Here is a 25,811-nt window from a genome sequence, read left to right as displayed (position 1 = left end):
TCACTCATTCACTCACTCAACGAACATCCACATACCGGACCCCCTCCTCACCCGACACCACCAGCACCAGCTGGCGCGGATTTACGCCGGCAAGTTGCTCCAGCGTGCGCAGGTTCGGCACGCGCAGATTGCCCACGCCGACCACGATGTCGTTGGTCTGCAGGCCCGCTTGTGCAGCGCGGCTGCCCGCGCTGATGGCACTCACGCCCACGCCGGCCACGCCCTGGCCGCGCTGGTTCTGCGAGAGCTCGTTGAAGGTCACGCCCGCCAGGCGCGGGTCGAGCTTGCCGCCATCGAGCGTGGCGAGCTTTTCGGCCACCAGCCTGGCGGTGACGTCGTGCGTGCTGCCATTGCGCTGGATGCTCAGCTTCACCGCGCTGCCCACCGGCAGCAGGCCTTCGGCATTGCGCAGCTCCTGGGCGTTGTGCAGCGGCTTGCCGTCGATCGCGGTAAGCACATCGCCGGCCTGGATATCGGCCTGCTCGGCCGCCGAGCCCGAGGCCACGCGCGTCACTACGGCGCCATCGGTGGCCTTGAGGCCAAGGATCTGGGCGATGCGCGGCGTAATGTCCTGTGTCTCCACGCCGAGATTGCCGCGATTGACCTTGCCGGTGGCGATCAACTGGCGCATCACCTGGCCACTCAGATTGCTCGGAATGGCAAAGCCGATGCCCACGTTGCCGCCCGACGGCGAGAAGATCATGGTGTTGATGCCCACCAGCTCGCCGCGCAGGTTCACCAGCGCGCCACCGGAGTTGCCGGGGTTGATCGAGGCGTCGGTCTGGATGAAGTTCTGGTAGCCGTTGCCACCCAGGCCGCTGCGGCCGAGCGCGGAGACGATGCCCGAGGTCACCGTCTGGCTGAGGCCGAACGGGTCGCCCACGGCCACCACGAAGTCACCCACACGCAGCTTGGACGAATCGGCGATCGTCAGCGCCTGCAGGTTCGTCGCCGCGATCTGCACCACCGCCACATCGGTATCCGGATCGGCGCCGACCAGCTTGCCCTTGAAGTTGCGCCCGTCCTGCAGCGACACCGTGATGTCGTCGGCGCCGCCCACCACATGGTTGTTGGTCAGCACATAGCCCTTGGCGGCATCCACGATCACGCCCGAACCCAGGCTCTGCTCCACCCGCTCGCGGGGTGAGTTGGGCATGCCAAAGAACTGGCGGAACATCGGATCGTCGAAGTACGGGTCGCGCACCTGCACGCGGGTCTTGGTGGAAATGTTCACCACCGCAGGCGTCACCTTCTCCAGCATCGGCGCCAGCGAAGGCAGAGGTTGGCCATCGACGGAAGGTGGCAGGGAGGCTTGGCTTGCTACCGGTGTCAATGTGATCACAGCAAGCGCGGACGCGAGCAGCGTCATTGAAATCACGACCGGTCGGCGGGTGAGACGGGCAAACATGGAGGCTTCATTCCTAAGTAAGGGGCCGTCCTTCGACTCGTCGTTGCGACTGCGGTTCCATCGGTCGTTACTGACGAAAATGCTTTACATCGACCTATCTCAGGGGTAACTTCCCATTCCGTTCGCGACCACAACATCTTGTGTAATCTAGCGGGGAAATAACCCAAGCGCTGGTGTCACAAGACATCCTCGGGGGGATGTGGTCGAAGGTCGGGCAGGGAACGCAAGCGTGGGGCAGCTAAACCGGCTGTGCGGTTCCGGTGCTGGCCTGGCGTGAGCGGCTTAGCCGATATAGATAAGAACAAACCAAAGGGGCCGAGAGGCCGTACCTGGAGGTCAGGAAGCCGATGAGCACCATGCGTGCAACCGTTGTAGGTCGTGACACCGCAGCTATTCCGCTGCAACCGGCGTCTTACGATATCTGGGACAAGAAGTACCGTCTGAAAGCCAAGTCAGGCGAACCGGTCGACGGCAGCGTCGACGAAACCTATCAGCGCGTCGCGCGCGCCCTGTCCGATGTGGAAGCCACCCCAGAGCTGCGTGAGCACTGGTTCGAGCGTTTCCTGTGGGCACTGCGTCGCGGTGCGATTCCGGCTGGGCGCATCACGTCCAATGCCGGCGCGCTGGCGCACAAGCCGGCAACCTCCACCATCAACTGCACCGTGTCCGGCACCATCCGCGATTCGATGGACGACATCCTGGAGAAGGTGCACGAAGCGGGCCTTACGCTGAAGGCCGGCTGCGGCATCGGTTACGAGTTCTCCACGCTGCGTCCGCGCGGCGCGTACGTCTCGGGCGCGGGTGCCTACACCAGCGGCCCGCTGTCCTTCATGGATATCTACGACAAGATGTGCTTCACCGTCTCGTCGGCCGGTGGCCGCCGTGGCGCGCAGATGGGCACGTTCGACGTCAGCCATCCCGACGTGAAGGAATTCATCCGCGCCAAGCGCGAAGACGGTCGCCTGCGCCAGTTCAACCTGTCTCTGTTGATCACCGACGGCTTCATGCAGGCGGTGGAGCACGACCAGGACTGGCCGCTGGTGTTCCCGGTGCACGTCAAGGAACAGGGCGAGATCGACCTCACCGACGCCGCCAAGGTGGTCTGGCGCGAGTGGCCTACCCACGACAACTACGTGGGGCGCGACGATGGCCTGGTGGCCTGCAAGATCTACGGCCACATCCGTGCGCGCCACCTGTGGGACATGATCATGGTGTCCACGTATGACTATGCCGAGCCGGGTTTCATCCTGATCGACAAGGTCAACGAGATGAACAACAACTGGTGGTGCGAGCACATCCGCGCCACCAACCCGTGTGGCGAGCAGCCGCTGCCGCCGTACGGCTCGTGCCTGCTCGGCTCGATCAACCTCACCACCTTCGTGCGCGACCCGTTCGGCCCCAAGGCCCGTTTCGACTGGGACGAATACCGCGAAGTGGTCAAGGTGTTCACCCGCATGCTCGACAACGTGGTGGAGATCAACGGCCTGCCGCTGCCGCAGCAGCGCGACGAGATCCTCTCCAAGCGTCGCCACGGCATGGGTTTCCTGGGCCTGGGCACCACGCTGACCATGCTCAAGATGCGCTACGGCACCGCCGAGTCCGTCTCCTTCACCGAGGACGTGTCCCGCGAGATGGCCGTGGCCGGTTGGGAGGTCGCGCTCGACCTCGCCAAGGAAAAGGGCGCCGCCCCGGTGCTGCTGCGTGACTTCACCGTCACCGGCGACATGCTGCGCAAGCGTCCGGAAATGGTCGCCGACGGCTACAAGATCGGTGACACCATCCCGGGCCGCCTGCTGCACGCCAAGTACAGCCGCTACATGCAGCGCATCGCCTCGGTCGCGCCCAACCTTGTCAGCCAGCTGGCCGAAACCGGCGCGCGCTTCACCCATCACAGCTCGATCGCGCCCACCGGCACCATCTCGCTGTCGCTGGCCAATAACGCCAGCAACGGCATCGAGCCGAGCTTTGCGCACCACTACTCGCGCAACGTCATCCGCGAAGGCCGCAAGACCAAGGAAAAGGTCGAGGTGTTCAGCTACGAGCTGCTCGCCTACCGCGCTCTGATCAATGCCGACGCCATGCCGTTCGCCACCGAAGGCCTGACCAAGCTGCCCGATTACTTCGTGGCGGCCGACGATATCTCGCCCAAAGAGCACGTCGACATCCAGGCCGCCGCGCAATTGTGGGTGGATTCGTCCATCTCCAAGACGGCGAACGTACCTACCGACTACCCGTACGAAGACTTCAAGGACATCTACTTCTATGCCTATAAACAAGGCTTGAAGGGATGCACCACGTTCCGTTTCAACCCCGCCGCGTTCCAGGGCGTGCTGGTCAAAGAATCGGATCTTGAAAGCACCCTCTATCGTTTCGAATTGGAAGACGGTAGCGTTGTGGAACTGAAAGGCAACGAAGAAGTGGAATATGACGGCGAAATGCATACCGCCGCCAATTTGTTCGATGCCTTGAAGGAAGGGTATTACGGAAAGTTCTAAACTAGTCGCCGGTACCTGGCTTCCAGGTGCCGGCTCGCTGGCGAAAGCATTCCGAGTGCCCCAGAGGCAAGGCTCATTACAAGTTCCAAATCCACGTCGGAGGGGATAACACGCATGTCTATCGATACTGAGTTTGATGTGAAAGACGAAGCCGTTGTGGTCGTTGACGCGCCGGTGGAAGTTGCCGCGGTCGAAGTGACGCCGGTGGCAGCACCCAAGAAGGCCCGCGCCGCCAAGAAGAAGTCGTCGCCGGCCAAGAAGGCAGCTCCGGCCAAGAAGGCGGCGAAGAAGGCGGTGAAGAAGACCGCCAAGAAGGCTGCAAAGAAGGCAACTGCCAAGAAGGCTCCGGCCAAGAAGGCCGCTGCCAAGAAGGTCGCCAAGAAAGCGGTGAAGAAGGCTGCCGCCAAGAAGGTCGCCAAGAAAGCCGTGAAGAAGGTCGCCGGCAAGAAGGTCGCCAAGAAGGTGGCCAAGAAGGCCGTGAAGAAGACCGCCAAGAAGGCTGTCGCCAAGAAGGTGGCACGCAAGGTAGCCAAGAAGACCGTCAAGAAGGCGGTCCGCAAGGTTGCCAAGAAGGCTGCAAAGAAGGTCAGCAGCAAAAAGACGGCACGGAAAGCCGCAGTCAAGAAGGTGGCTAGGAAAGTCGCCGGTAAGAAGACCGCCGCCAAGGCGGTCAAGAGGTCCACTGCCAGCAAGAAGGCGAGCGTGAAGAAGGCCGTGCGCAAGCCGGCCAAGAAAGCCGCCCGCCGTAAGTAAGTCGTAAACCGGTCCGGCCCGGCGCTCAAGCGCCGGGCCGGGTCGTCTCGTGACGCGCGCCGCCAAGGCGTCGCTACCACAACCCAGAAACACCGGCCCCAACCAAGGCCCGTCATTCCCGCGAAAGCGGGAATCCAGCGCCTTAAAGGCCGCAGCCCCGTCCATTCCGGGCCACCCACGGTTCTGTTAGCGACCCCCAACGACTCAAGAAGAAGCACACACCATGGCGATCAAGATCGAAAAGAAGATCAAGGGCTACAACGTCGTCAAGCCCGAGGACAAGGCGGCGCCCGCCGCAGCACCCGCCGCGCCCAAAGAAGCGCCCAAGGCGGAAGTCATCCAGATGCACGAGAGCCTGGAGCGTCCCGAGACGCTGGTCGGCTCCACCTACAAGATCAAGTCGCCGCTGTTCGAGCATGCGTTGTACGTCACCCTCAACGACATCGTGCTCAACGCCGGCACCCCGTACGAGCAGCGCCGCCCCTTCGAGATCTTCATCAACTCGAAGAACATGGACCACTTCCAGTGGATCGTGGCGCTCACCCGCATCACCTCGGCCGTGTTCCGCAAGGGCGGCGACGTCACCTTCCTGGTGGAAGAGATGAAGGCCGTGTTCGACCCCCGCGGCGGCTACTTCAAGGCCGGCGGCGTCTACATGCCCTCCATCGTCGCCGAGATCGGCACGGTCATCGAGCAGCACATGAAGATGATCGGCCTGATCCACGACCCGGAGATGGACGAATCCACCCGCAAGCTGGTCGCCGAAAAGCGCGCCGCCTACGAGGCCGTCACCGCCGGCAAGAAGGCCACCCCCGCCACCACCGACGCCCCCGCCGAAGCCACCAACGGCTTCCCGCCCGGCGCCACCCTCTGCGTCAAGTGCAACACCCAGGCGCTGGTGCTGATGGATGGGTGTCAGACTTGCTTGAATTGCGGTTACAGCAAGTGCGGTTAATCGCACGGCTCATGTGCTGAAACATCCAAAGGGCGGCAGCGATGTCGCCCTTTGTTGTTTTTTGGGGGCGTGGACGAGAACAGCAGATGGGGAAGGCATGGAAAGCATGTGGCCAATCCTTCGCCTTGTTCCTACATAGCGACAAGCCGGGGGTAGGCGCCGGCGGCGCGCCCTTGCTTGCCGGCCTGGCTTCATCCGATAGTTGACGGAGCGCCTCAGGGCGTGACGCGGACGCTGGAGAAGGACGGGTACGCTGCGCCTCGAGGCAAGGTCTTGGATGGCTATGAGCCGGAAGATGATTTCCATATATGTCGCCGCAGCGCTCTTGTTGGCGGGTGCCATGCACTTCTATGAGCGAACGGCCGAGCGAAGGCGCGCCGAGTTTCTTGATAAGGCGGCGGCAGCGCTCCGCTTAAAGAGCATCGTTCCAATGCATAACCCGCCAATCGAGCGGGACATAGTAGCGTTGGCTGAAAAAGATTCTTCGAGGTTCTGTCACCCGCAGAATGGTTCCGCGGACGGATGCCGACTAGACGCGACTCTAATGGATGACCAGTGGATCGTTTTCGCGTGGCCCTATGTCGGGAATCCAGAGACTGGATGCTGCGCGGTCGACAGCGCACATCTATTCATATACACGCGGTCAGGCAAGTTTCTACGCGAGGAAAGGGGTGGTCCTTGAGCAGCGTCGGTATCCATTGACTGGCGTGGCTCTGTATTGCTTTTAGGTCCGCTCCCACCCGGAGCAGACACTTTCATGGGGAGGTGAAAGGGATGAACGGACTGATATTAAACGGCACAATCGCCAGATTTGCTGGCATCACGGGGCTTCTGCTGATGCTTGCCGCTTGCGCAGATTCGGGCCCTCTAAAGATTGGCAAGGACACTTACAGCATATCTACGCGTGTTCCCCTCTCCGGGCCTGCCGGTGCAAAGGGCGATGCCTTGAAAGAGGCCAATCGGTTCTGCGCCGGTCAGAGCAAGGAAGTACTTCTGCAAACCGAGAACTCGCAAGAATGCGCTTTGCATGGTGGCTGCGGAGAGGCTGAGATCACCTTTCTTTGTGTGGCTGGTGACGATCCGCGCTACCTGGAGCAACATCAAATGAGAAAGGATAACGGCGTCTCTGCGACAGAAATTCACTAGTCGATGACTTACGTCCGCTTGCGACCCGAGCAGACATAATTGACGGCGAGAGGTTATCCGGACACAGCGCAACAGGGGGAAGTGTCGTGAAAGCCAAGATCATATTGATATCAGTCGTTGCCGCACTCGCAGGTTGCGCCAGCACAGCGCCCGTCAAGATAGGCGCGGATACGTATTACGCATCTAAGACCAATACGGCCGGCATCTTCGGAGATGTCTCCGCAGTCGCTGGCCAGCTTATGGCGGATGGAAACCAGTTCTGTGCCGCTCAAAACAAACAGTTCGAGCTTGTTACGGAAAACACGGACCAGAATGTTCCGGGAGTTCGCTTCGGCGGAGCTTCAATAACGTTCAAGTGTCTCGACCACGCGTCCAATCCTGTGATGCGTAAGGACAACGGGGTTAGCACTGTCGAAACACACTAAGGGTTTCGCCCCATTGCATCGGAATAACGGGAATAACGGGGTCAGGTTGCGTTATTTCTCGCCAGCTGGCCGCGGTGGTTGCAGGAAACTCAACCTGACCCCGTTTCAGCCTACGCCCCCAACTCGTTCGGCGTGCTCGTGGCAAGCTGAACGGCTTAGCCCCGAACCCGGCCATAACGGGCAAAATAGGCGGCTGGCTACGTGCGATGCCCGCTCCCGGCATCTCACTTCGTGCCGCCTTACTCGATATGGATCAATGCTTGTGACCACTACCACACCACCGTCCGGCGGCGCCGATGCCGCCCTGCTGCAGCGCGTACGCGCAGCGGCGCAGCTGCTTGAATCGGTGGCGGCCGATCGACTCGTGCTGGACACGCTGCCGACGGAAGATCGCCAGCGCCTGTCTCAGGCGGTGGCGCAGGTCTATCACCCCGATCCGGTCGAGCGCCGGATCAAGCTGAAGGCAGCCCAGAAGGCGCGGCACGCGGCGAAGATCCAGGCCGAAGACAGCGTGCTCAACCAGACCGGCATCCGCGAACTGCGCCGCAAGCCAGTATTCACCACGCCGAATGTGTTTGCTCCGCAGGGTTTCCAGGCGCACGACATTTCGCCCGATGTCGACGCCGCGCGACCGCGCGAATCGATCGAGCCCAAGCACTGCTATGTGTGCAAGCAGAAATATTCGGCCATCCATTTCTTCTATGACCAGCTGTGCCCTGCCTGTGCTGCGTTCAACTACGTCAAGCGCACCGAACTGGTCGATTTAAGCGGTCGCGTCGCACTTCTGACCGGTGGTCGCGTGAAGATCGGTTATCAAGCCGGCCTGAAATTGCTGCGCGCCGGTGCGGAGCTGATTGTTACCACGCGCTTCCCGCGCGACTCGGCGGCACGCTATGCCGAGGAAGCGGACTTCGGCGAATGGGGCCATCGCCTGCAAGTCTACGGACTGGACCTGCGCCACACGCCCAGTGTCGAAGCGTTCTGCCAGGAACTGGTCGCCACGCGGCCGCGACTGGACTTCATCATCAACAACGCCTGCCAAACCGTGCGTCGCCCACCCGACTTCTATGCGCACATGATGGACGGCGAGCGGGCTGCGCTGCACGACATGCCCGAACACGTGCGCAAGCTGGTCGGTCATTACGAGGGCCTGCGCGGCTCCAACATCTTGCCCGATGCGGGCGTTTCGGCGACCCCGCTGGCCAGCCGCGCCGCGGATCTGCCTGGCCTGGCCCGCGCTGCCGAACTATCCCAGGTGCCGCTGCTGCCCGAAGAACTGCTGGCGCAGAGCCATCTGTTCCCCGAGGGCAGGCTCGACCAGGACCTGCAGCAGATCGATTTGCGCGAACGTAATTCGTGGCGCTTGCTGATGGCCGAAGTCCCCTCGGTGGAATTGCTGGAAGTGCAGCTGGTCAATGCGATCGCGCCGTTCATCATCAATGCACGACTGAAGCCGCTGATGCTGCGCACACCGGAACGCGACAAGCACATCGTCAACGTGTCTGCGATGGAAGGCCAGTTCTACCGCAACTTCAAGACCACGCGCCATCCACACACCAACATGGCAAAGGCCGCGCTCAACATGATGACGCGCACCTCGGCCACGGACTACCACAACGACGGCATCCACATGAACAGCGTCGACACCGGCTGGGTGACCGATGAGGATCCGGCCGAGCTGGCAGCGAAAAAGGTACTGGAAGAGCGTTTCCACCCACCTCTGGACATCGTTGACGGCGCCGCGCGCATCGTCGATCCGATCATCAGCGGCATGAACACCGGCGAACACGTGTGGGGGCAGTTCTTGAAGGATTATCGACCGACGGACTGGTAAGTCGGTCAGACGAAGTCATGGAGTCGCAAGAAACGGGGTCGGCAAGAAACGGGGCCAGGTTGGACCACCCCCGTTTCCGGTGCTATGCCCGAAAGGGAGCCATCTGGCGATGTATGACGACCAGCAGGGTTATTTCGATGGGCTGATTCGGTTCTTGCAGAGTGTCCAAGCAGATGGACCGCGCAACGTTTGCAACGCTGTCGAATCTGAAAAAGGGGGTGGAGTGAGCTGGCCCGGATTCCGCCTAGGTCTCCGCCGCCTTTTGCGCGAGTTCTTTGATCTTGAGCAAACGCAACTGTTCAGACTTTCTGAGCCCTTCGCGAGCCTCTTTAATCACTTCGTGGGCCAGATTTTGGTTGGTGTGATGCCGCTTCATATCGATAGCGGCATCCAGCCGTTGCTGGGCTGCCTTGATCGCATTATCGACGCGGTAGAGGGGGCCATGCGGGTTCGTAGTCAGGGGTGGGTCGTAGCTTTTCGTCATGGTGTTTCTCGTGATCAGGACGGCACGATATCCCTGTTGACCCCGCTCCGCACGCGCATTGTCGTTACCTGCTTGGAAACAAAAGGGTGAAGACAGGGGGCAGAGTGCATTTTTCCTAAAACTCGACTCTCACTCTTGCTTGCATCCGGGAACACGCACGCCAAGCGCATCCCAGCCCGCGCGCCCCAGCTTTCGCAACGTCTCAATATTTCGGCGGTAGATCTCGTCCGGGTCGCTCATCGCATCGGCGGCGCGTTCGATGCTTGCTTCGCGCAGCAGATGTAGCGTGGGCCACGGTGATCGGTTGGTGGCGTTCTCGATATCATCCGGCGCGGTGTCGGCGAACTGGTAGTGCGGGTGAAAGCTGGCGACCTGTAGCACGCCGTCGAGCTTGAGTGTCTCGACAGCGGTATCGGCGACATCGAGGAAGTCGTTGTAGTCGAGGAAGTCGCCCAGCACATGCGGGTGGATCAGCAAGGTCGTTTCACACTCGTTCGCATCGACGGCCGCGAGGCATTGCAGCTCGCCGCAGAGATCGTTCAGCAACGTATCGGTATCGCGGGCATGGCTGACCGCATAGCGGATTTTCCCGTGAATGAATGGCGCTCGTGCGAACGGACAGAGATTGAGGCCGACCACGGCGCGCTCCACCCAATGGAGGGTGGCGTCGATGTAGGGCGTATCAGCGGCGCTCAGACCGGCGCTGATGGCGGAAGGTGTGTCGGTCATGGGCAAGATCACAGCCGGGTCAACACGCACTATAGCCCTCATGCCGAATGCGCTCGGTCCCGGGGCATGACTGGGCAACAACAGGGGTCAGAGTGCACTTTCCTCAATGGTTAAATGTCGACGTTGACGCCCGTTTTGCCCGATTGGCCTCCGCCCGGTACGCCCGGCAAAGACTGGCTTAGCTGTTCGGCACGTTCGCTCAGCGCCAGCAGAGCGGTAAACAGGCCGTCGGTGATGTGGCCGTTCAGCGGCCAATGGCCCGGCTCCACGCTTTGGCTGTTGGCCTGCACATCGCGAAACGCTTCGCTGTTTGCGAGCAGGCGCGCCAGTGCGTGGATGCCGGTGCAGTGCATGGCCAGCGTCGCCTCCGCGCGTGCCCTGGCGCCGCGGCTTTCGGTGATCATCCAGTGAACCCGGCCCAGAGGATTGAGGTGTTTGTCGTCCATGGGCTCGGCGTCGTGAGCACTGGGACGGTGATTGGATTGAGCCATGATCAACTCCGTTGAGGATGCTGGTGGTTGCAGACGCATCTGCGTAGGACACGGCTGATCGACGGATAAGCGCTGGCGGCTATCCGTGTAGGGCAAAGCCCTTTTTTAAGGTAAGTCGTCACCAAGGTGCGGTGCATCGCCCAACCAGCCGATGCACCGCGGAAACGATCATAAGGACGCGCTTACCCGTTCATCGCTCGCTCGTCGCTGAGCTGCGTGGCGTACTGCTCAAGGCACTGGATCGCCATGGCCACTCCGTCCCTGAAAGGCGTTGGGAGTGGCCCTATCAAGGGCTTGGCGCTGGGGTGAATTGCGGTAGCCCTTCGATACCGCTCGTCCTCAAACCACAGTCGCGAAAGCGCGTAGTGCGCTAGCGCAACGTCGTCGAAGGTCATGCAGCGTGACGAGTGTGTCTGTGGGCCGTGCGCCAGTGGATCGGCGGCGGGCGAGGTGGCGAACGGGTCACCCAAGGAGGGAAAAGACAGGCGTGCGGGTGCCGTATGATCGTGGACAGCCATGATCAACTCTCAGGTAGTTGGTGATGGTTAGCGGGTCGTGGGTGTTAGTAGCACCTGCGGCCCGCGCCTCATGACATTGCTGCCATGGTCACTCGCGTAGCCCCATACGAAAGAACGCCGCGAGTGACAGTCCGAAAGTAGCAAAGGCCGGGTTCGCCGCCTGTCAGGGAATGCCGTTGCGGCCTATCCGTCCATGTGACAGAGCCGTCGTCGTCCAAGAGCTCGTCAGGAATCCTAGCCTTCGTGAAGTCCTCTTGCGTGAGGGGCTGGGACTTGAGGGTAACCTTTGGCAGATGTCGGTAGTTCTTTATGGTTTGCTTCCGACCCATAGTAGGTATGCCGTTCTGCCTTCGACGACACCGACTCTGCCAGGGGTTGGAGGCATCAAGTAAGCCCAACCGCGCCTTCGACGTCATTCTTTCTCTGGAAGGCGTGCACAGGTGCGCGTGGTACTGCAGCGCCGCTAAGATGCGTCGAAGCCTTTCCTTTCGGTCTTGGCATGCCCAAATCCCCCCAATCCGCTTCACCCAGATCTACCCCTGGCGCTGATGCGTCGCCGCCTCGCAAGCGCGGCCGTCCGGCGCAGGACGCCAACGAAGGCTTGCGCAGGGAGCTTATCGAGCAGTCTGCGCGGTTGTTTCGGGAGAAGGGCTACGGCAATACCACGGTACGCGATATCTCCGCCGCGGCGGGCGTGCATGCGGGAAGCTGGTTTTATCACTTCAAAACCAAGCAGGACATTCTGCAGGCCGTGATCGAGCATGGGCTGACGGTGGCGTTGGCCGACATCGAAGCCATCGACGTGGATGGCCTGCCTCCCCGCGAAGCGATGCGACAGCTGGTGCGAGCGCACCTTTACACGCTGCTCGCGCCGAACCAGGACTTCATTCCGGTGATGCTGTACGAATGGCGCTCACTGGATGCCTCCGCACAGGAACACATCATTGCGCTCAAGGATCGCTACGAGTCCATCTGGACGCGTGTCATCGAGCGCCTGCATGCATCGGGCGAGTGGGCGCAACCGACACCCGTCGACAGACTGCTGATGTTCGGTGCGCTCAACTGGACGGCCCAGTGGTATCAGGCGGGCGCTGGCATCAGCATCGATGCGCTCGCCGATCAGGCGGTGCGTTTCATCTTGCGTGCGGTGCCGTGAGCGCAACGCAGCAGCGGCACAATGGCGCGAGCCGCCGATCAGGCTGCGGTGATTTCCAATAGCACGCCCCCAGGCGCCACTTGCGCCCCGACCTCGATAAACAAGCCCTTGACCGCGCCGGCAAATGGCGCCGCGATGCTGTGTTCCATCTTCATCGCCTCGACCACCAGCAAGGCCTGGCCGGCGGCGACGGTCTCGCCTTCGGCAACATGCAGTGCAACGACGCGGCCGTTCATCGGCGAGCTGATGCGGCCGTTGCCCGCTTGTGCACCTTGTCGAGCCGACCTGGCGTAGGTGGTATCGACGGCGCTGTGCTCGACGCCCTCCAGCGTGAACTGGCAGCACGTCTCGGTGAAGGCGACGTCCAGCTGGTGGGTCATGTCGCCCATGGCCAAGGTCACGCGCCCCTCTGAGTCGGATGCAACCTCCACCTCGGCTGAGCCTTCGTTCCATGCCAGTGCCCAGCGCCGCTCTGCCAGTGCGCGAAGCCGAACCTCGATGTCCACGCCATCCAGCGTGAATCGGCATGACGTGGCGTGCGCGTGACTGCTGGCCCAGCCCTGTAGTTCAGCAGGATAGCGTCGCGCGGCGGTCTGCCGCCGGTGCGTGAGCAACACGGCTGCCGCTTGGCATGCAAGCACACTCGGTGCCTGCCGCTGTCGTGTCGATAAGGGAAAGTGCAGGTCGATGAAAGCCGTCGACACATCGCCGGCCAGGAAGGCAGGATGGGTCACACACTGTTGCAGAAACGCACGATTGCTCGGCAGGCCGAGCAACAGGCAATCCCCCAGCGCGTTGGCGAGGCGCCGGCAGGCGTCGGCACGGTCGTTGCCGTGCGCAACGATCTTGGCAAGCATCGAATCGTAATGCGGCGAGACGACAGCGCCATCGGCGAGCGCGTGATCGGTACGCACCTCGCGTGGGGCGCGCCAACGCGTGATCGTTCCGCTCTGCGGCAGAAAATCCTGCTGCGGATCTTCGGCGCACAAACGCACTTCGATGGCATGGCCGCCGTTTGCGCGGCGCGCATCGATCTCGTCCTGACCCAGCGGCAGCACCTCGCCCAGCGCCACGCGCAATTGCCATTCAACGAGATCGATGCCGAGCACCGCCTCGGTCACCGCGTGCTCGACTTGCAGACGCGTGTTCATCTCCATGAAGTAGAAGCTGCCGTCTGGCGCGAGCAGGAATTCCAGCGTGCCCGCACCCACGTAGCCAATAGCCCGCGTCGCGGCCACCGACACCGCCCCCATGCGCTCGCGCAGCTGAGGCGACACCGCAGGCGATGGCGATTCCTCGATGAGCTTTTGGTGGCGGCGCTGCACCGAACAGTCACGCTCGCCCAGGTGGACGACGTTGCCATGCGCATCGGCGAATACCTGCACCTCGATATGGCGTGGTTCGATGATGGCTCTTTCCAGTATCAGCTCGCCGGAAGCGAAGGCGTTCTCGGCCTCCGAACGTGCCGACTGCAGTGCGGCGGCAAACTGTTCCGGATGGTCAACGCGCCGCATGCCTCGCCCGCCGCCACCCGCCGCCGCCTTGATCATCACCGGGTAGCCGATGCGGGCGGTTTCCCGCGCCATGCGCTCGCCCGTTTGATCCTCACCTTGATAGCCCGGCACGCAGGGCACGCCAGCGGCCTCCATCAAATGCTTGGCGCCAGCCTTGTTGCCCATGGCACGAATGGCAGCTGCCGGCGGGCCGACGAAGACCAGGCCGGCGTCGATGCAGCTTTGCGCAAATGCGGCACTCTCGGCGAGGAAGCCATAACCGGGATGCACCGCCTCCGCGCCGGACCGACGTGCTGCATCGAGGATGGCGGTGATGTTGAGGTACGAGGCTTGTGGCTCTGACGCCCCGATCGGCAGCGCCATGTCCGCCGCCCGACAGTGCGGCGCATCGCGATCCGCTTCGGCATACACGGCAATGGTGAGCATGCCAAGACGCCGGGCGGTGCGCTGGATGCGTAGCGCGATCTCGCCGCGGTTGGCGATCAGCACCGAGCGGAACCCTGCATGCTGGTTGGGCATCAGGCTTTCCTGTCGGGCAGGGTGTTCATGTATTTGCAGATGATGCTGAGCATCACCTCATCCGCGCCGCCACCAATCGACGCCAGGCGTCCGTCACGGTAGAAGCGCGAGACCGGATTTTCCCAGGTGTAGCCCATGCCGCCCCAGAACTGCAGGCAGGTATCTGGCACGGCACGCGCGAGGCGTCCCGCCTTGAGCTTGGCCATGGAAGCCAGTTCCGTCACGTCCTGTCCGTTGATGTACAGCTCGCACGCTCGATGGGTCAGCGCGCGCAGTGCCTCCACTTCGGTCTTGAGTTCCGCCAGCTTGAAATGGATCCACTGGTTATCGAGCAGGCTGGCGCCAAACAGCTTGCGCTCGCGGGCGTAGTCGATCGTGCTGTCGATGCATGCCATCAACATTTGCAGGTTGCTGGCGGCTGCCCACATGCGCTCTTCCTGGAACTGCAGCATCTGGTAGGTAAAACCTTTGCCCTCATCGCCAATGCGGTAGCGCTGCGGCACGCGCACGTCGTCGAAGTAGATCAGGCCGGTATCCGAGGCGTTCATGCCGATCTTGCGGATCTTCTTTCCAACCGACACGCCCTTGGCATCCATTGGCACGATGATCAGCGACTTGTTGCGGTGCGCGGCGTCATCGGACGTATTGGCCAGCAGGCACATCCAGTCGGCCTGCAGGCTGTTGGTGATCCACATCTTGCTGCCGTTGATGACGTAGTCGTCGCCATCCTTGCGCGCGTACGTCTTGATGGCTGCCACATCCGAACCGGCGCCTTGCTCCGACACGCCGATGCATGCCACCGCGTCGCCGCTGATCGCGGGCGCCAGGAACTGGGCGCGTAGTTCGTCGGAGCCGAAACGTGCCAACGCGGGCGTCGCCATGTCGGTTTGCACGCCGATCGCCATCGGCACGCCGGCGCAGTGGATGTGGCCCAGCGTTTCGGCCATCGCCATCGCGTAGGAATAGTCCAGGCCCAGGCCGCCAAACTGGGTGGGCTTGGCGATGCCGAGGAAGCCCAGCGTGCCCATCTTCTTGAACAGCTCCTTGGCGGGAAACATCTCTGCCGTCTCCCAGTCGTCGACATGCGGGTTGATCTCGCTGTCGATGAAGCGCTTGAGGCTGCGTTGCAGCTCCTGGTGCTCATGGGTGAACTGCATGCTGTCTCGCTCCGGTGATCCTGGACGGGTAGATGGATGGCGTGGCTACGGTCGAGCGACGGCGAACTGGATGGGATGCAGCTTGCGCCGGCGCGCCTCGTCGCATACGGCAAGCACGCAGGCCAGCACCTTGCGGGTGTCGCGGGGATCGATCACGCCGTCATCCAACAGGCGTCCCGACAGGGTGAACGCATCCGATTGCCGCTCGAAGGTATCCATGACCTTGGCGCGCATCGACTCGATGGCCGCGTGATCGACCGCCTGCGCCTTGCGCTGCATGCCGGCGGCCATGACCGTCGCCATGGTGTCGGCCGCTTGCTCGGCGCCCATCACGGCGGTCTTGGCATTGGGCCAGCTGAAGCAGAAGTCCGGAAAGAAACCGCGCCCGGACATGCCGTAGTTGCCAGCGCCAAACGAAGCGCCGCAATGCACGGTGATGCGCGGCACCGTTGCGTTGGACATGGCCTGGATCATCTTCGCGCCGTGCTTGATCATGCCGCCCTGCTCGGACGCCTTGCCGACGATGAAGCCGGTGGTGTTCTGCAGGTACAGCAGCGGCAGATCGGACTGGCAGCAGGCCTGGATGAAATGCGTGGCCTTGTTGGCGCCCGCCGGATCGAGCGGCCCGTTGTTGGTGATGATGCCGAGCCGCATGCCACAGATAGCCGCGTGTCCGGTGACGGTGGCCGGCCCGTAGTCCGGCTTGAATTCGAGGAAGTCCGAACCATCAACGATGCGCGCAATCACTTCGCGCATATCCAAGGGCTTGCGGTGGTCGGTCAGCGCAATGCCTAGCAAGGTTTCCGCATCGAAACGCGGCGCCTGATACGGCCGATCGATGGGCGGAAGGTCGCGATTCCAGTCCAGTGCGGCGAGCAGCTCCCGCGTGATGCGCAGCGCATCCGCATCGTCTTCGGCGAGATATTCGGCCTGACCCGACAAGCTGGCGTGCATCTCGGCGCCACCCAGCTCTTCCTCCGTGGCCACTTCGCCGGTGGCCGCCTTGAGCAGGGGAGGGCCGGCCAGGAACGCGCGCGCGCGATCACGCACCATCACCACGTAGTCCGACAGGCCAGGCATGTACGCGCCACCTGCCGTACTGGAGCCGTGCACCACGCTGATCACCGGTATGCCCGCCGCCGAGAGCCGCGCAAGCCAGTAAAACGCGCTACCTCCATGAATAAAGGTCTCCACCCGATACGCCAGCAGGTTGGCACCAGCCGACTCGACCAGGTGGATGAACGGCAGTTTTTGTTCGAGCGCGATGCGCTGTGCGCGCTGGAATTTCTCGATGCCCATTGGCTGCACCGCACCCGCATCGATGCCTGCATCGTCGACCACGATCATCGCGCGCACGCCGCTCACCCAGCCGATGCCCACGATCAAGCCGCCACCGGCAACGGAACGTTCCGGATCGGCGTGGTCCAGACAGAAGCCGGCCAGTGTGGACAGTTCAAGGAAGGGTGCGCCGGCATCGAGCAGGCGGCCGAGCCGGTCGCCTGGCAGCAATTGGCCGCGCCGCTCGAAACGTTCGCGCGATGCCTCGGACTTTTCGCGCGTGCGCGCTTCCAGGGCGCGCAATCGCGCGATGAGGTGGCTGAGCGCGGCGTGGTTTTGCCGGAAGGTTTCGCTCTGCGGAATGATGCGGGACTCAAGCGTGGGCATCGGTGGCCTCCATGCGCGGCATTGGCCACGTGCTAGTCAGGCGGCGCGTAGCCCCGCCAAAGTCAGGATGCTCGGCGTCGTCGCGGGACAACGGCAGCCCATCCAGCAACATGATCATCTCGCTACTCATGCATGATTGGCCGGAATACGCACCGGCATCGCCAGCAGTACCTGTGCCATGCCCTTGCCCAGCGCGTCATGTCGCAACGAGGCCATGCCGCCGCCACCCAGTGCCTGCTCGCAGACGAAGTTGAGCGCATGGATGCCCGGCAACTCATAACGTGTGACGCGCCCCTTCACCACATGCGCGAGGTAGGCGGCCACGGCGTCTTCGGTCAACTGCGCGCGCAGCAACGGGAGGTCCTCGGGGCGGCGCGCCATCACGCCGATATTGACGGTGTCACCCTTGTCGCCACTGCGTGCGTAGGCGAGCTCGATAAGAGGAACTTTTCGACCAGGGTTGACGAGTGGCGCAGGCGATGTGCGAGCGGCAGCGACGGGTGGTGCTTCAAGCCGGACGCCGCCCGTCGGCACGCTCACGTCCAAACTCTCGCCACCCAGCAGCGTCACCTGCGGACGAACCCTCGCCTTGTCGAGCAGGAAAGCGAATTGCTTGATCGCGGGCGTCACGCTGGGGCGCCCGCCGGCGCCCGTCGTGCCCGGTGCCCATGACGTGGCAGCGGGTGCGATTTCCCGCGCAAACAATTCCAGCGCCGACTTTTCCGTGTGGGCGACTGCCAGCCACATGACCGATTCGAAACGCGGCACCTGTGGCTGGTGCGGCCCGAACAGATAGGCAGAACCCAGCGTTTCGACATGCGTATCGCTGTAATCCGGGAGACCCAGCTTGCGGAACAGTTCACGCGTGCGTTCCAGGATGGCGTCGGCCGTACGCCGAGCCTTGCGGTCCGCATCGAAGCCGACCACGGTGAGCTGGCCCGTCGCGCGGTAACCGTCGGCATAGGTGGCGCTCACTTTGTAATCCGACGTCGGCGCGCGACCGCGTGCACCATTCACGTCCACGCGATGCTCGCCGGTCTGCGTCATGGTGGCCTGCGTGAAATCGCATATCACGTCAGGCAGCACATAGCGCGCAGGGTCACCAATCTCGTAGAGCAGCTGCTCGCCCACCGTCGCCGGCGTCACCAAGCCACCGCTGCCCTCGGGCTTGGTGACGGTGAAGCTGCCGTCGGCGCGGCATTCCACGATGGGGTAGCCGCTGTATGCCCAGTCGGGTACGGACTCCCAATCGGTGTGCAGGCCACCGACGCCCTGGCAGCCACATTCGATGATGTGTCCCGCGAGGCTACCGGCCGCAAGGCGAGCGTAGTCATCGCTTGCCCAGTCAAAGGCATGCATCAGTGCGCCAAGCGTGACTGCGCTGTCGACGCAGCGGCCGGTAATGACCACCTGCGCGCCTGCATCCAAGGCCGCCTTGATTGGCAACGCGCCCAGGTAGGCATTGGCGCTCAACACCTTGGCCGCTAGCGGGCTATCGCTCTGCCATTCGCGCACGCCCTCGTCGCGCAACGCGGGCAGCAACGACATCACATCGTCGCCTTCCACCACGGCGATGCGCACTTGCAGCCCCCATTCGTCTGCCAGCGCCTGCAGTGCCGCGGCGCAACCGCGCGGATTGACGCCGCCCGCATTGGCGATGATGCGAATGTTCTGCGCCAACGCATCCTTGAGTACGGCGCGCATCGCCACACCAACGAAATCCGTGGCGTAGCCCAATGACGGGTCTTTCATGCGAGCCGTGGCCAGCAGCGACATGGTCAGCTCGGCGAGGTAATCGAACACCAGAAAGTCGATACGACCCGACGCGACCAGTTGCATCGGCCCGGTGACGCTGTCACCCCAGAAACCGCTGGCGCCGCCAATGGAGACGGAGTCCTTGCGCATCTCAGCGGCCCGTCCCGTCAAAGGCCCGCTGGTCCAGGGCCGTGAAATCATTAGCCGAGCACTGGACGGCATGGCCGCCATGTTCGCGATGCGTGGTAATCCACAGCACTTGAACGCGCTGCCCGATGGGGAGTTCCTGATCCGTGCTCACGCGATGCTCGCCTCGCCAGAGAGAGTCGATGGGACAGCCTTTGTGATACTAAATCATTTGCTTGAATAAATAACAATCACCACGCATGATCGAAATGCCGCCACGTCACCTCCTCGCAGTAGCGCCTCGAGGACGCGAGGGAGCAACGCGTGCAAGCAGTGTCCGTCCCGCCACTCGAAGCGGACATAATCGATAACAGTTTGGTCAAGCTTTGATGGCTCAGGGGGAGTCAATGCTGATCACGGTTGCTTTGCGATTTTCTCGCTTGGAAGGCTCCGCTCCGGTGGAGTGTTCCGTTCCATCTGGGAGAGATGGGATGACATGGGGCGGCTTATGACCGGGCGCACATGGAAGGGCGTGGCCATCGGCGTAGTCGCGCTACTCGTTCTCGGCAGCATGGCGCTAAGCCTTGCCCTTCCGGGGCGCGGCGAGCCGCGCAACACTCCCGCTCCCTTGCAAGCGATGCATTTCCCCAAGGGCTTCCTGTGGGGCGTGGCGATCGCCGGACAACAGACGGAAAGCGTGCCGGCCAGCGACTGGACGGCATTCGAGGCCGAGGTGTTTCGCGACCATCGGTTTGCCGACGGCGACAAACTCGGCGCCACCTCGCCCGGCAATCTCCGCGATTTCGGCCGATGGCCCGAGCAGGTACGCATCCACAAAGCGGGATTCGACCTCCTTTACGACCAGGACATCGAGGCCGCAGCGCATCTCGGTCTCAACGCGTTCCGCGTCTCGATCGAATGGGCCCGCCTGTTTCCGCGCGCCGGCATGACCCAGCCCGACCCCGAGGCGATCGCGTATTACCACAAGCTCTTCGCGGCGATGCGCAGCCGCGGCATCGAGCCGGTGGTGACCCTGTTCCACTATGTCTCGCCGGCTTGGTTCTTCGACGCGGACGCGAACGGCAAGCACGGATGGGAGCGCGCCGATGCAATGACGCTCTGGCATGCCTATGTCGAAGCCGTAGCGCAGAATTTCATTCCCGAGGTGCGGATCTGGTGCACGCTCAACGAACCGATGGTCTATCTCTATGACGGCTATGTCCTCGGCTCTTACCCGCCGGGCGAGAAGCGCGGCGACTTCGCCGCCGCCCAGGACGTCTACGCCGCGCTGCTGCAGGCGCATGTCGATGCTTATCGGGTCCTGCACCACGTCGCCAGCGCGCGCGGCACCTCGGTTTCAGTCGGGTTGACCCAGAATCTCGAGGTCTTCGAACCCTATGACCGCTACTCGCCCCTCGACCGGGCGCTCGCCTGGGTTGTCGACAAGAGCTGGAACTGGGATTTCCTGGACGCGGTTGCCAGCGGCCGCATGCGCATCACCACGACCGGCATCGACCGCCCGATCGAGGGCTTGGCCGGGACCGAGGACTATGTCGGGGTCAATTACTACAGCCGAAACTATGTGCGCGGCGATTGGCGACATCCCTTCGCTCCCGAGGTCGGCAACGTAGCGCCCGACCTGCCTGGCGAGGAGCGCAACGACCTGGGCTGGCCCTCTTATCCGCACGGCTTCTACGCGATGCTGACCAAGGTCGGAAAGCGCTATGCAAAGCCGGTGATGATCCTCGAGAACGGGACGGCCGATGGCGCCGCCGACGATAAGGAAAGACAACGCTATCTGGTCGCGCATATCCGCGAAGCCTGGCTCGCGCGCCGGGACGGCGTTGATATCCGCTCTTATGTCCACTGGTCGCTGATGGACAATTTCGAATGGAATGAGGCGTTCGACGCGAAATTCGGTTTGTTCGCGGTGGATTACGAGCACGACTTCCACCGCACCCCACGCCCCTCCGCCGCGCTCTATGGCGAGATCGCCCATGCCAACGGACTGAGCGCGTCGATGCTGAAACAGTATTCGGCGGATCTCAAGACGGCCGCCGATGCACCCAGCCGATGAGGATGGGTAATGTCCATGCTGACCTGCGCCCGACAACGAGCGGTGTAAATCGGCCATGAAGTTTGGTCAGGGCGTCATGCTGCGTATTTTGGTTTTCGCTTTGCTCATCGTCGGCAGTGTTGGCGCCTCTGCGGATGATCTTGTCCGGATCGATCCGTCGCAGCGATCGCTTCCGTTCGAAGGATGGGGAGTCTCGCTGGCCTGGTGGGCCAAGGTCGTAGGCAATTTTCCGGACGTCTATCGAAACGACTACATCGAAAAGATCTTCGATCCGGAGAAGGGGCTCGGCCTTACCGTTGTTCGTTATAACATCGGTGGCGGTGAAAATCCCACTCTGCACATGCTGCCCTTCCGCGCCGACATGGAAGGGTTCGAACCCGCACCCGGCCACTGGAACTGGAGCGCCGATGCGGGGCAGCGCTGGGTGTTACGCCAGGCGAAGGCACATGGCGCCACGCTTTTCGAGGCGTTCGCCAATTCTCCTCCCTATTGGATGACGGTCAGTGGCAGTGTCAGCGGTGCCAGATGTAGTTGGCGGGTGGCGGGCTCGTGTGCATGGGCTGTCATAGCGCCTGATCGATTGAACAATCTTGCGCGCACGCATGAGGATGACTTCGCCCAGTATCTGGCGACCGTCGTGGCGCACATCGAACGGCAGGACGGCATCGTGTTTCGAACCCTGGAACCGCTGAATGAACCCAGTTCGATCTGGTGGTGGTATGGCCATAACCAGGAGGGATGCCATGTCGATCGTCAAGCGCAGTCCCGCCTCGTGCTGGATACGAGCCGGGCGCTGGCGTCTCTGGGGCTCACGACCACGGTCAGCGCATCCGATGAAAACGACATCGACGAAGCCCTTGCGACTTTCCGCAGCTTTGACCACGACGCGCGGTCTTCCCTGAGCCAGGTCAACACCCACAGCTACAACGGCAGCAAGCGCAAGGCACTGGCCGATAGCGTCGCCGCGGCGGGCAAGCGGCTATGGCAATCCGAATATGGCGATGGTGACCCAACGGGCATGACGCTGTCCGAGACCATCCTGGCTGACTTGCGGCAGATGCATCCCGCAGCATGGATCTACTGGCAGGCGGTCGACGGACCGGAATGGGGTTTGCTCACCAACACCATGGACGGCAAACCCTCGCCGCCGCAACGGGGCAGAAAATACTGGGTCATGGCGAATTACAGTCGGTTTATCCGGCCCGGCGCGATATTTCTCGAAACCGACGACGAACGGAGCTTGGCTGCGCTGAATGCCAAGGACGGACGCTTGATTGTGGTGAGCACGAACGCTTCCAGTCACACCAGGCATGTCCGTTACGACCTTTCGCGCCTATCGCCCGCGGGAACAAGTGTCACGGCCTTTCGCACTTCGGCCACCGAGAGTCTGGCTCCCGTATCGGGCCTCGTCCTATCGAATGGCATCCTGACGGCCAGCCTTCCCGAAGATTCGGTAACGACGTTCGTTATCGCTGGAGCTGGGGTGGCAGATGCCCACAAAAGCGAACCAGACACGGCCCTCCACCAATAACAGGGCATCCGGTTTCCATGGCTACCGCCCCGACCTCTGAATCTTTCTAATCGAACCAAACAAGGCCTCGGTCTCAAAACACCTGTGCCTTAGGCGGCAAGAATCCAGCTTGACGGCGGTAGGGTCCGCTACCGGCTATTTTCTGAAAGGTCAGCTTCCGACCCATAGCGGACACGAATTGAGGAATGTATGAGAACGCTTAGAACTGTAGTTGCTTGGTTACTCGGAGCGGCCATGGCTGGCTTTTTCGTGTATGGGATGGTTCGTTTTCCAGACAATCCAATACGTCCATGCCCCGAGCACGGATACTGCGGTAAGCAAGGGCAGTCGCATACAGAGCAGGATTTTAAGGCGTACTCCCAGTGGGATGGCCTGTTCTCATACTGGCCCCTGGGGATCGTGGCGTTGATCGTCTTGCAGGGAGGTATCCCCCTTAAAGGCGGCAAGAATGGGGCTCCTAAGTAGGGAGTTTAGATAACTTTCTTAGGTCCGCATTCGACTCGGAGCGGACGTTCTTCACTGATCGAGGGGAAGGTGCCAAGGGCCTATGGCTGAAACTACCGCGATCGTTTGCAGACACGTCCTTCTTGCGGAGAGAGAGGTTCGTCTTGTCCTTCATCACAAGGACTCGACCTGGCAATTGGTCTGCGGTGAAACGGATCACCCTGCCGATTGCAACGACTTTGAGGTTGTCGGTTTCGAACATCTACTTTGGCGACAACCCAGCCTAAACGACGTTGTGGGGCTGAGTCGCGGGTCTATGGCCGAGCGTCAAAACGGACTCTGGTTGTGCTCGTCATTCGATGATTGACATCATGGCTTCGCCAGATGGGTAGAGTCCGCTTCCGACCCGAACCGGACCTTTTTCGACATGCCTGATACCGACAGGAGCCACTACGTTGACTGAGTCAAAACAAAGACGGGACTTGGTAGTTTTGGATCTTTCTTGCGTGGCAACGTCGGAGGCACTGCAAGTGCATCTCGAAAACGCGTTGGAGTTTCCCGGATGGTAAGGATCTGGATACTTCAAACTCAAAGTAACAGGTACATGAGCCTAGTCGGCTATGCAGGAGACAGTTCGGAATACTGGAGATCCCACTTTATTGGCCAGCCGATGAGCGAGCCCTGGTCGCTTCCACCCCTGAAAGTCTTGGGTAAGAGCAAAAAGCTCCCGGACTTCGTCGGATGGATGTTTTGGGTTCCCGTGGTTTCCCAGCGAGCCATGGAGTTACTTAAGCCTGTGGTAGATGGCGGCGTGCAGTTCCTTCGCTTTCATGACTTGCGTGGCAAGCCCTACTACGCCATGAACGTTCTGCGCGTCGAGGACTATCTCGATGACGCGCGATCCGTAAGCTCGATCACCCAAGATGGCATCCGCTACAACTACCGGTCGCATGTGTTCAAAGATGATTTGCCAGAGTCGCTACCGCCCATATTCAAAACACGGGGTAGTTCTCTGGTCTTCGTAACACAGTCCTTCGTTGATGTGATCATCGCCAACAATCTGACCGGAGTCTGCCTGCAAGACCCAAAGGAAGATGGAATCAGCCTGGCAGCGCGAGGTTTACCCCTTAACGCATATCCAGGTCTACCCTGATGCGAGGGCAAGCCACCCGAGCAAGAGCAAACCAAATTCTGTAAGGTCCGCTTCCGACCCAGAGCGGACGCTGACGTTCCAATCGAGGAGCCAGACGTTGTGAAGGTCTATGAAGGACTGAACTCTGAAGGGGAACTTGTTTACTTTGAAGTTCCTAACGTTTTCCTGTCGCGCCATGCTGCTTGCAAGGTGGTGTCCCACCTTCCAGGTGCATCGATCCTGTCGCGGCCTAGCTGGGCCTTGTTCGGTCGCGAAGACGTCTTCTGCAGATTCACCCTCGGGGACATGCATTTCGAACTCTGGGAGCCTTTCGGCGACAACAGTCGTTTTCACATTTCGGCCACGCCGATAGGCCCCAGCGCTCCGCTGCAACAACTTCGAGAAGCATTCGAAGGTTACAAGCCTGTGCTCGGCATCATGCGCTGGCTGTCGCTTGCGGCAGCCGCCGCTTTAGGGCTGCATAAATTCTTCTTACACTAGCGTCCGCTTCCGACCCGAAGCAGACGTTTTCCGCATTGGCTTTGAAGCAACAAGAAAAGGGAAAAATGATCGACCACGTCTACATCTCCGTCACCGACATCGACAAGTCGCTGGCGTTCTACTCTGAAGCCCTGAAGCCGCTCGGCTGGCGCCTGTTCGGCAACTACGACGCTGCTTCAGGTCCTGAGAGCGTCCCGGATCTTTACGGCATTGCTGATGATGCGTATCTCAGCGGGAAGGCGGTCGGATCAAGCGTCTGGCTACGGCAACGCAAGCCCGGCGAGACCGGGCTCTACATCGGAATCGTCTGCGATACCAATGAATTGGTCGACGCCGCCTACGCGGCTGCAATCGAAGCCGGTGGCACCGACGAAGGTAAACCAGCCGATCGTACTTACTTTGCCCGAGGCTACTACGCAGCCAACGTCGCCGACTTCGATGGAAACCGTATTGAGTTCGTGCACAAAGCGTGGAGCCCGAAGCGGCACCCATAGCCATCGAACTACAGGGGATCACTTCTATCTCTTTTATGTACGCTAGAACGGTATGGTCGCTAATTGCCCAAGGCAACATTGCGGACGGGTTGATTGCGCGGACATTCTTGGAATGTCGGCATTCGATCCGAAGCGGACATCATGCCAACAGGTTTGAGGTAATACGCGATGAAAATGGGCGTTCGCAATATCGGCTTGGCTTTGGTGTATCTCGTGTGTGTTGCGGTCAGCGTCGCCCTGTATCTTGCGATGGGGCTGATTTGGCATGCTCCTCATTGGGCGCAGCTGCTACCGCTCCTCATCGGTCCATCCACGGGTGTGATTGTCGTGAACGTACTGCGCCGCAAAGCGCGCGACATGCTCTGGTTGTCACAAAGGCCAGAACCTTGAATCAAGGTGGGGGACTCGCGGTAATGTCCGCTTCCGACGGCGGCCTCAACCGGTCGATGCAACACTCCTGCTGCTTGCGCAGTCGTTAGTGTGTTGCATCGACCGGTTGAGG

General features: G+C 61.6%; 22 protein-coding genes. 14 read left to right on the top strand and 8 right to left on the bottom strand.

All coding sequences use genetic code 11. The features are described from left to right. Positions 1-16 precede the first annotated feature (16 nt). Positions 17-1,408, bottom strand: a complete 1,392-nt coding sequence (locus OUZ30_RS20125) for a Do family serine endopeptidase (RefSeq protein ID WP_266184255.1) — start codon at positions 1,406-1,408, stop codon at positions 17-19. Between the two features lie 347 nt (positions 1,409-1,755). On the opposite strand from OUZ30_RS20125, the gene OUZ30_RS20120 reads away from it, so the two are divergent. From OUZ30_RS20120 to OUZ30_RS20095, 6 genes are all read left to right on the top strand, one after another. Then, complete coding sequence (locus tag OUZ30_RS20120) at positions 1,756-3,903, top strand: adenosylcobalamin-dependent ribonucleoside-diphosphate reductase (RefSeq protein WP_266184254.1); 2,148 nt, start codon at positions 1,756-1,758, stop codon at positions 3,901-3,903. A 138-nt stretch (positions 3,904-4,041) separates the two neighbouring features. Further along, positions 4,042-4,656, top strand: coding sequence for a histidine biosynthesis protein HisIE (locus OUZ30_RS20115; RefSeq protein ID WP_266184253.1), 615 nt, complete (start codon positions 4,042-4,044; stop codon positions 4,654-4,656). A gap of 223 nt (positions 4,657-4,879) precedes the next feature. Continuing rightward, complete coding sequence (locus tag OUZ30_RS20110; protein ID WP_266184252.1) at positions 4,880-5,611, top strand: TSCPD domain-containing protein; 732 nt, start codon at positions 4,880-4,882, stop codon at positions 5,609-5,611. A gap of 774 nt (positions 5,612-6,385) precedes the next feature. Next, entirely contained in the window at positions 6,386-6,757 is a 372-nt protein-coding gene (locus tag OUZ30_RS20105; RefSeq protein WP_266184251.1) for a hypothetical protein, read from the top strand. 86 nt (positions 6,758-6,843) lie between these two features. Further along, entirely contained in the window at positions 6,844-7,182 is a 339-nt protein-coding gene (locus OUZ30_RS20100) for a hypothetical protein (protein WP_266184250.1), read from the top strand. Between the two features lie 256 nt (positions 7,183-7,438). After that, on the top strand, positions 7,439-9,016 hold the full coding sequence (locus OUZ30_RS20095) for an SDR family NAD(P)-dependent oxidoreductase (RefSeq protein WP_266184249.1): 1,578 nt from the start codon (positions 7,439-7,441) through the stop codon (positions 9,014-9,016). Positions 9,017-9,260: 244 nt separating this feature from the next. Here OUZ30_RS20095 and OUZ30_RS20090 read toward each other — a convergent pair whose 3' ends face one another. The 3 genes from OUZ30_RS20090 to OUZ30_RS20080 all read right to left on the bottom strand — a co-directional run bounded on the left by OUZ30_RS20090 (position 9,261) and on the right by OUZ30_RS20080 (position 10,720). Continuing rightward, positions 9,261-9,500 (bottom strand): hypothetical protein, encoded by a 240-nt coding sequence (locus OUZ30_RS20090; protein WP_266184248.1) that lies wholly within the window; start codon positions 9,498-9,500, stop codon positions 9,261-9,263. 129 nt (positions 9,501-9,629) lie between these two features. Then, positions 9,630-10,229 carry a DUF1415 domain-containing protein gene (locus OUZ30_RS20085; RefSeq protein ID WP_266184247.1) on the bottom strand — a complete coding sequence of 200 codons (600 nt, stop codon included), beginning with the start codon at positions 10,227-10,229 and terminating at the stop codon, positions 9,630-9,632. 110 nt (positions 10,230-10,339) lie between these two features. Further along, positions 10,340-10,720 carry a hypothetical protein gene (locus OUZ30_RS20080; RefSeq protein ID WP_266184246.1) on the bottom strand — a complete coding sequence of 127 codons (381 nt, stop codon included), beginning with the start codon at positions 10,718-10,720 and terminating at the stop codon, positions 10,340-10,342. A gap of 1,017 nt (positions 10,721-11,737) precedes the next feature. On the opposite strand from OUZ30_RS20080, the gene OUZ30_RS20075 reads away from it, so the two are divergent. Further along, on the top strand, positions 11,738-12,394 hold the full coding sequence (locus tag OUZ30_RS20075) for a TetR/AcrR family transcriptional regulator (RefSeq protein ID WP_266184245.1): 657 nt from the start codon (positions 11,738-11,740) through the stop codon (positions 12,392-12,394). Between the two features lie 38 nt (positions 12,395-12,432). Here the strand turns inward: OUZ30_RS20075 and OUZ30_RS20070 are convergent, their stop codons facing one another. The 4 genes from OUZ30_RS20070 to OUZ30_RS20055 form a co-directional block, all read right to left on the bottom strand. After that, complete coding sequence (locus tag OUZ30_RS20070) at positions 12,433-14,427, bottom strand: ATP-binding protein (RefSeq protein ID WP_266184244.1); 1,995 nt, start codon at positions 14,425-14,427, stop codon at positions 12,433-12,435. Then, positions 14,427-15,584 carry an acyl-CoA dehydrogenase family protein gene (locus tag OUZ30_RS20065; RefSeq protein ID WP_266184243.1) on the bottom strand — a complete coding sequence of 386 codons (1,158 nt, stop codon included), beginning with the start codon at positions 15,582-15,584 and terminating at the stop codon, positions 14,427-14,429. The genes OUZ30_RS20070 and OUZ30_RS20065 overlap by 1 nt, the downstream gene beginning before the upstream one ends. 45 nt (positions 15,585-15,629) lie before the next feature. Next, positions 15,630-17,249: an acyl-CoA carboxylase subunit beta gene (locus tag OUZ30_RS20060; protein WP_266184242.1), complete on the bottom strand. Its 1,620-nt coding sequence runs from the start codon at positions 17,247-17,249 to the stop codon at positions 15,630-15,632. A 126-nt stretch (positions 17,250-17,375) separates the two neighbouring features. Next, positions 17,376-19,154 (bottom strand): acyclic terpene utilization AtuA family protein, encoded by a 1,779-nt coding sequence (locus OUZ30_RS20055; RefSeq protein WP_266184241.1) that lies wholly within the window; start codon positions 19,152-19,154, stop codon positions 17,376-17,378. On the opposite strand from OUZ30_RS20055, the gene OUZ30_RS20050 reads away from it, so the two are divergent. The 7 genes from OUZ30_RS20050 to OUZ30_RS20020 all read left to right on the top strand — a co-directional run bounded on the left by OUZ30_RS20050 (position 19,147) and on the right by OUZ30_RS20020 (position 25,699). Continuing rightward, complete coding sequence (locus OUZ30_RS20050) at positions 19,147-19,374, top strand: hypothetical protein (protein WP_266184239.1); 228 nt, start codon at positions 19,147-19,149, stop codon at positions 19,372-19,374. The genes OUZ30_RS20055 and OUZ30_RS20050 overlap by 8 nt on opposite strands. Positions 19,375-19,662: 288 nt before the next feature. Continuing rightward, positions 19,663-21,207: a glycoside hydrolase family 1 protein gene (locus OUZ30_RS20045; RefSeq protein ID WP_266184238.1), complete on the top strand. Its 1,545-nt coding sequence runs from the start codon at positions 19,663-19,665 to the stop codon at positions 21,205-21,207. Positions 21,208-21,262: 55 nt separating this feature from the next. Further along, the gene (locus tag OUZ30_RS20040; protein WP_266184237.1) at positions 21,263-22,738 is read left to right on the top strand and encodes a glycoside hydrolase family 30 protein; all 1,476 of its coding nucleotides are present in this window, start codon (positions 21,263-21,265) and stop codon (positions 22,736-22,738) included. 1,048 nt (positions 22,739-23,786) lie between these two features. Then, positions 23,787-24,335 carry an imm11 family protein gene (locus OUZ30_RS20035; RefSeq protein ID WP_266184236.1) on the top strand — a complete coding sequence of 183 codons (549 nt, stop codon included), beginning with the start codon at positions 23,787-23,789 and terminating at the stop codon, positions 24,333-24,335. Between the two features lie 99 nt (positions 24,336-24,434). Then, positions 24,435-24,815, top strand: coding sequence for a hypothetical protein (locus OUZ30_RS20030; protein WP_266184235.1), 381 nt, complete (start codon positions 24,435-24,437; stop codon positions 24,813-24,815). Positions 24,816-24,880: 65 nt separating this feature from the next. Next, entirely contained in the window at positions 24,881-25,309 is a 429-nt protein-coding gene (locus tag OUZ30_RS20025) for a VOC family protein (protein WP_266184234.1), read from the top strand. A 168-nt stretch (positions 25,310-25,477) separates the two neighbouring features. Then, positions 25,478-25,699 carry a hypothetical protein gene (locus OUZ30_RS20020; protein WP_266184233.1) on the top strand — a complete coding sequence of 74 codons (222 nt, stop codon included), beginning with the start codon at positions 25,478-25,480 and terminating at the stop codon, positions 25,697-25,699. Positions 25,700-25,811 lie beyond the last annotated feature (112 nt).

Origin of the sequence: Dyella humicola, from assembly GCF_026283945.1 — a bacterium.
GTDB classification, from domain to species: Bacteria; Pseudomonadota; Gammaproteobacteria; order Xanthomonadales; family Rhodanobacteraceae; genus Dyella; species Dyella humicola.
The sequence above is the reverse complement of the archived record's forward strand: the minus strand, read 5'-3'. Positions and strand labels throughout refer to the sequence as shown.

Coding starts and splice junctions, on each gene's coding strand:
- OUZ30_RS20025 (WP_266184234.1), top strand. CDS start 24,881: ATGATCGACCACGTCTACATCTCCGTCACCGACATCGACAAGTCGCTG.
- OUZ30_RS20080 (WP_266184246.1), bottom strand. CDS start 10,720: ATGGCTCAATCCAATCACCGTCCCAGTGCTCACGACGCCGAGCCCATG.
- OUZ30_RS20035 (WP_266184236.1), top strand. CDS start 23,787: ATGAGCCTAGTCGGCTATGCAGGAGACAGTTCGGAATACTGGAGATCC.
- OUZ30_RS20110 (WP_266184252.1), top strand. CDS start 4,880: ATGGCGATCAAGATCGAAAAGAAGATCAAGGGCTACAACGTCGTCAAG.
- OUZ30_RS20120 (WP_266184254.1), top strand. CDS start 1,756: ATGAGCACCATGCGTGCAACCGTTGTAGGTCGTGACACCGCAGCTATT.
- OUZ30_RS20075 (WP_266184245.1), top strand. CDS start 11,738: ATGCCCAAATCCCCCCAATCCGCTTCACCCAGATCTACCCCTGGCGCT.
- OUZ30_RS20095 (WP_266184249.1), top strand. CDS start 7,439: ATGCTTGTGACCACTACCACACCACCGTCCGGCGGCGCCGATGCCGCC.
- OUZ30_RS20020 (WP_266184233.1), top strand. CDS start 25,478: ATGAAAATGGGCGTTCGCAATATCGGCTTGGCTTTGGTGTATCTCGTG.
- OUZ30_RS20060 (WP_266184242.1), bottom strand. CDS start 17,249: ATGCCCACGCTTGAGTCCCGCATCATTCCGCAGAGCGAAACCTTCCGG.
- OUZ30_RS20125 (WP_266184255.1), bottom strand. CDS start 1,408: ATGTTTGCCCGTCTCACCCGCCGACCGGTCGTGATTTCAATGACGCTG.
- OUZ30_RS20070 (WP_266184244.1), bottom strand. CDS start 14,427: ATGCCCAACCAGCATGCAGGGTTCCGCTCGGTGCTGATCGCCAACCGC.
- OUZ30_RS20105 (WP_266184251.1), top strand. CDS start 6,386: ATGAACGGACTGATATTAAACGGCACAATCGCCAGATTTGCTGGCATC.
- OUZ30_RS20055 (WP_266184241.1), bottom strand. CDS start 19,154: ATGCGCAAGGACTCCGTCTCCATTGGCGGCGCCAGCGGTTTCTGGGGT.
- OUZ30_RS20040 (WP_266184237.1), top strand. CDS start 21,263: ATGAAGTTTGGTCAGGGCGTCATGCTGCGTATTTTGGTTTTCGCTTTG.
- OUZ30_RS20090 (WP_266184248.1), bottom strand. CDS start 9,500: ATGACGAAAAGCTACGACCCACCCCTGACTACGAACCCGCATGGCCCC.
- OUZ30_RS20065 (WP_266184243.1), bottom strand. CDS start 15,584: ATGCAGTTCACCCATGAGCACCAGGAGCTGCAACGCAGCCTCAAGCGC.
- OUZ30_RS20085 (WP_266184247.1), bottom strand. CDS start 10,229: ATGACCGACACACCTTCCGCCATCAGCGCCGGTCTGAGCGCCGCTGAT.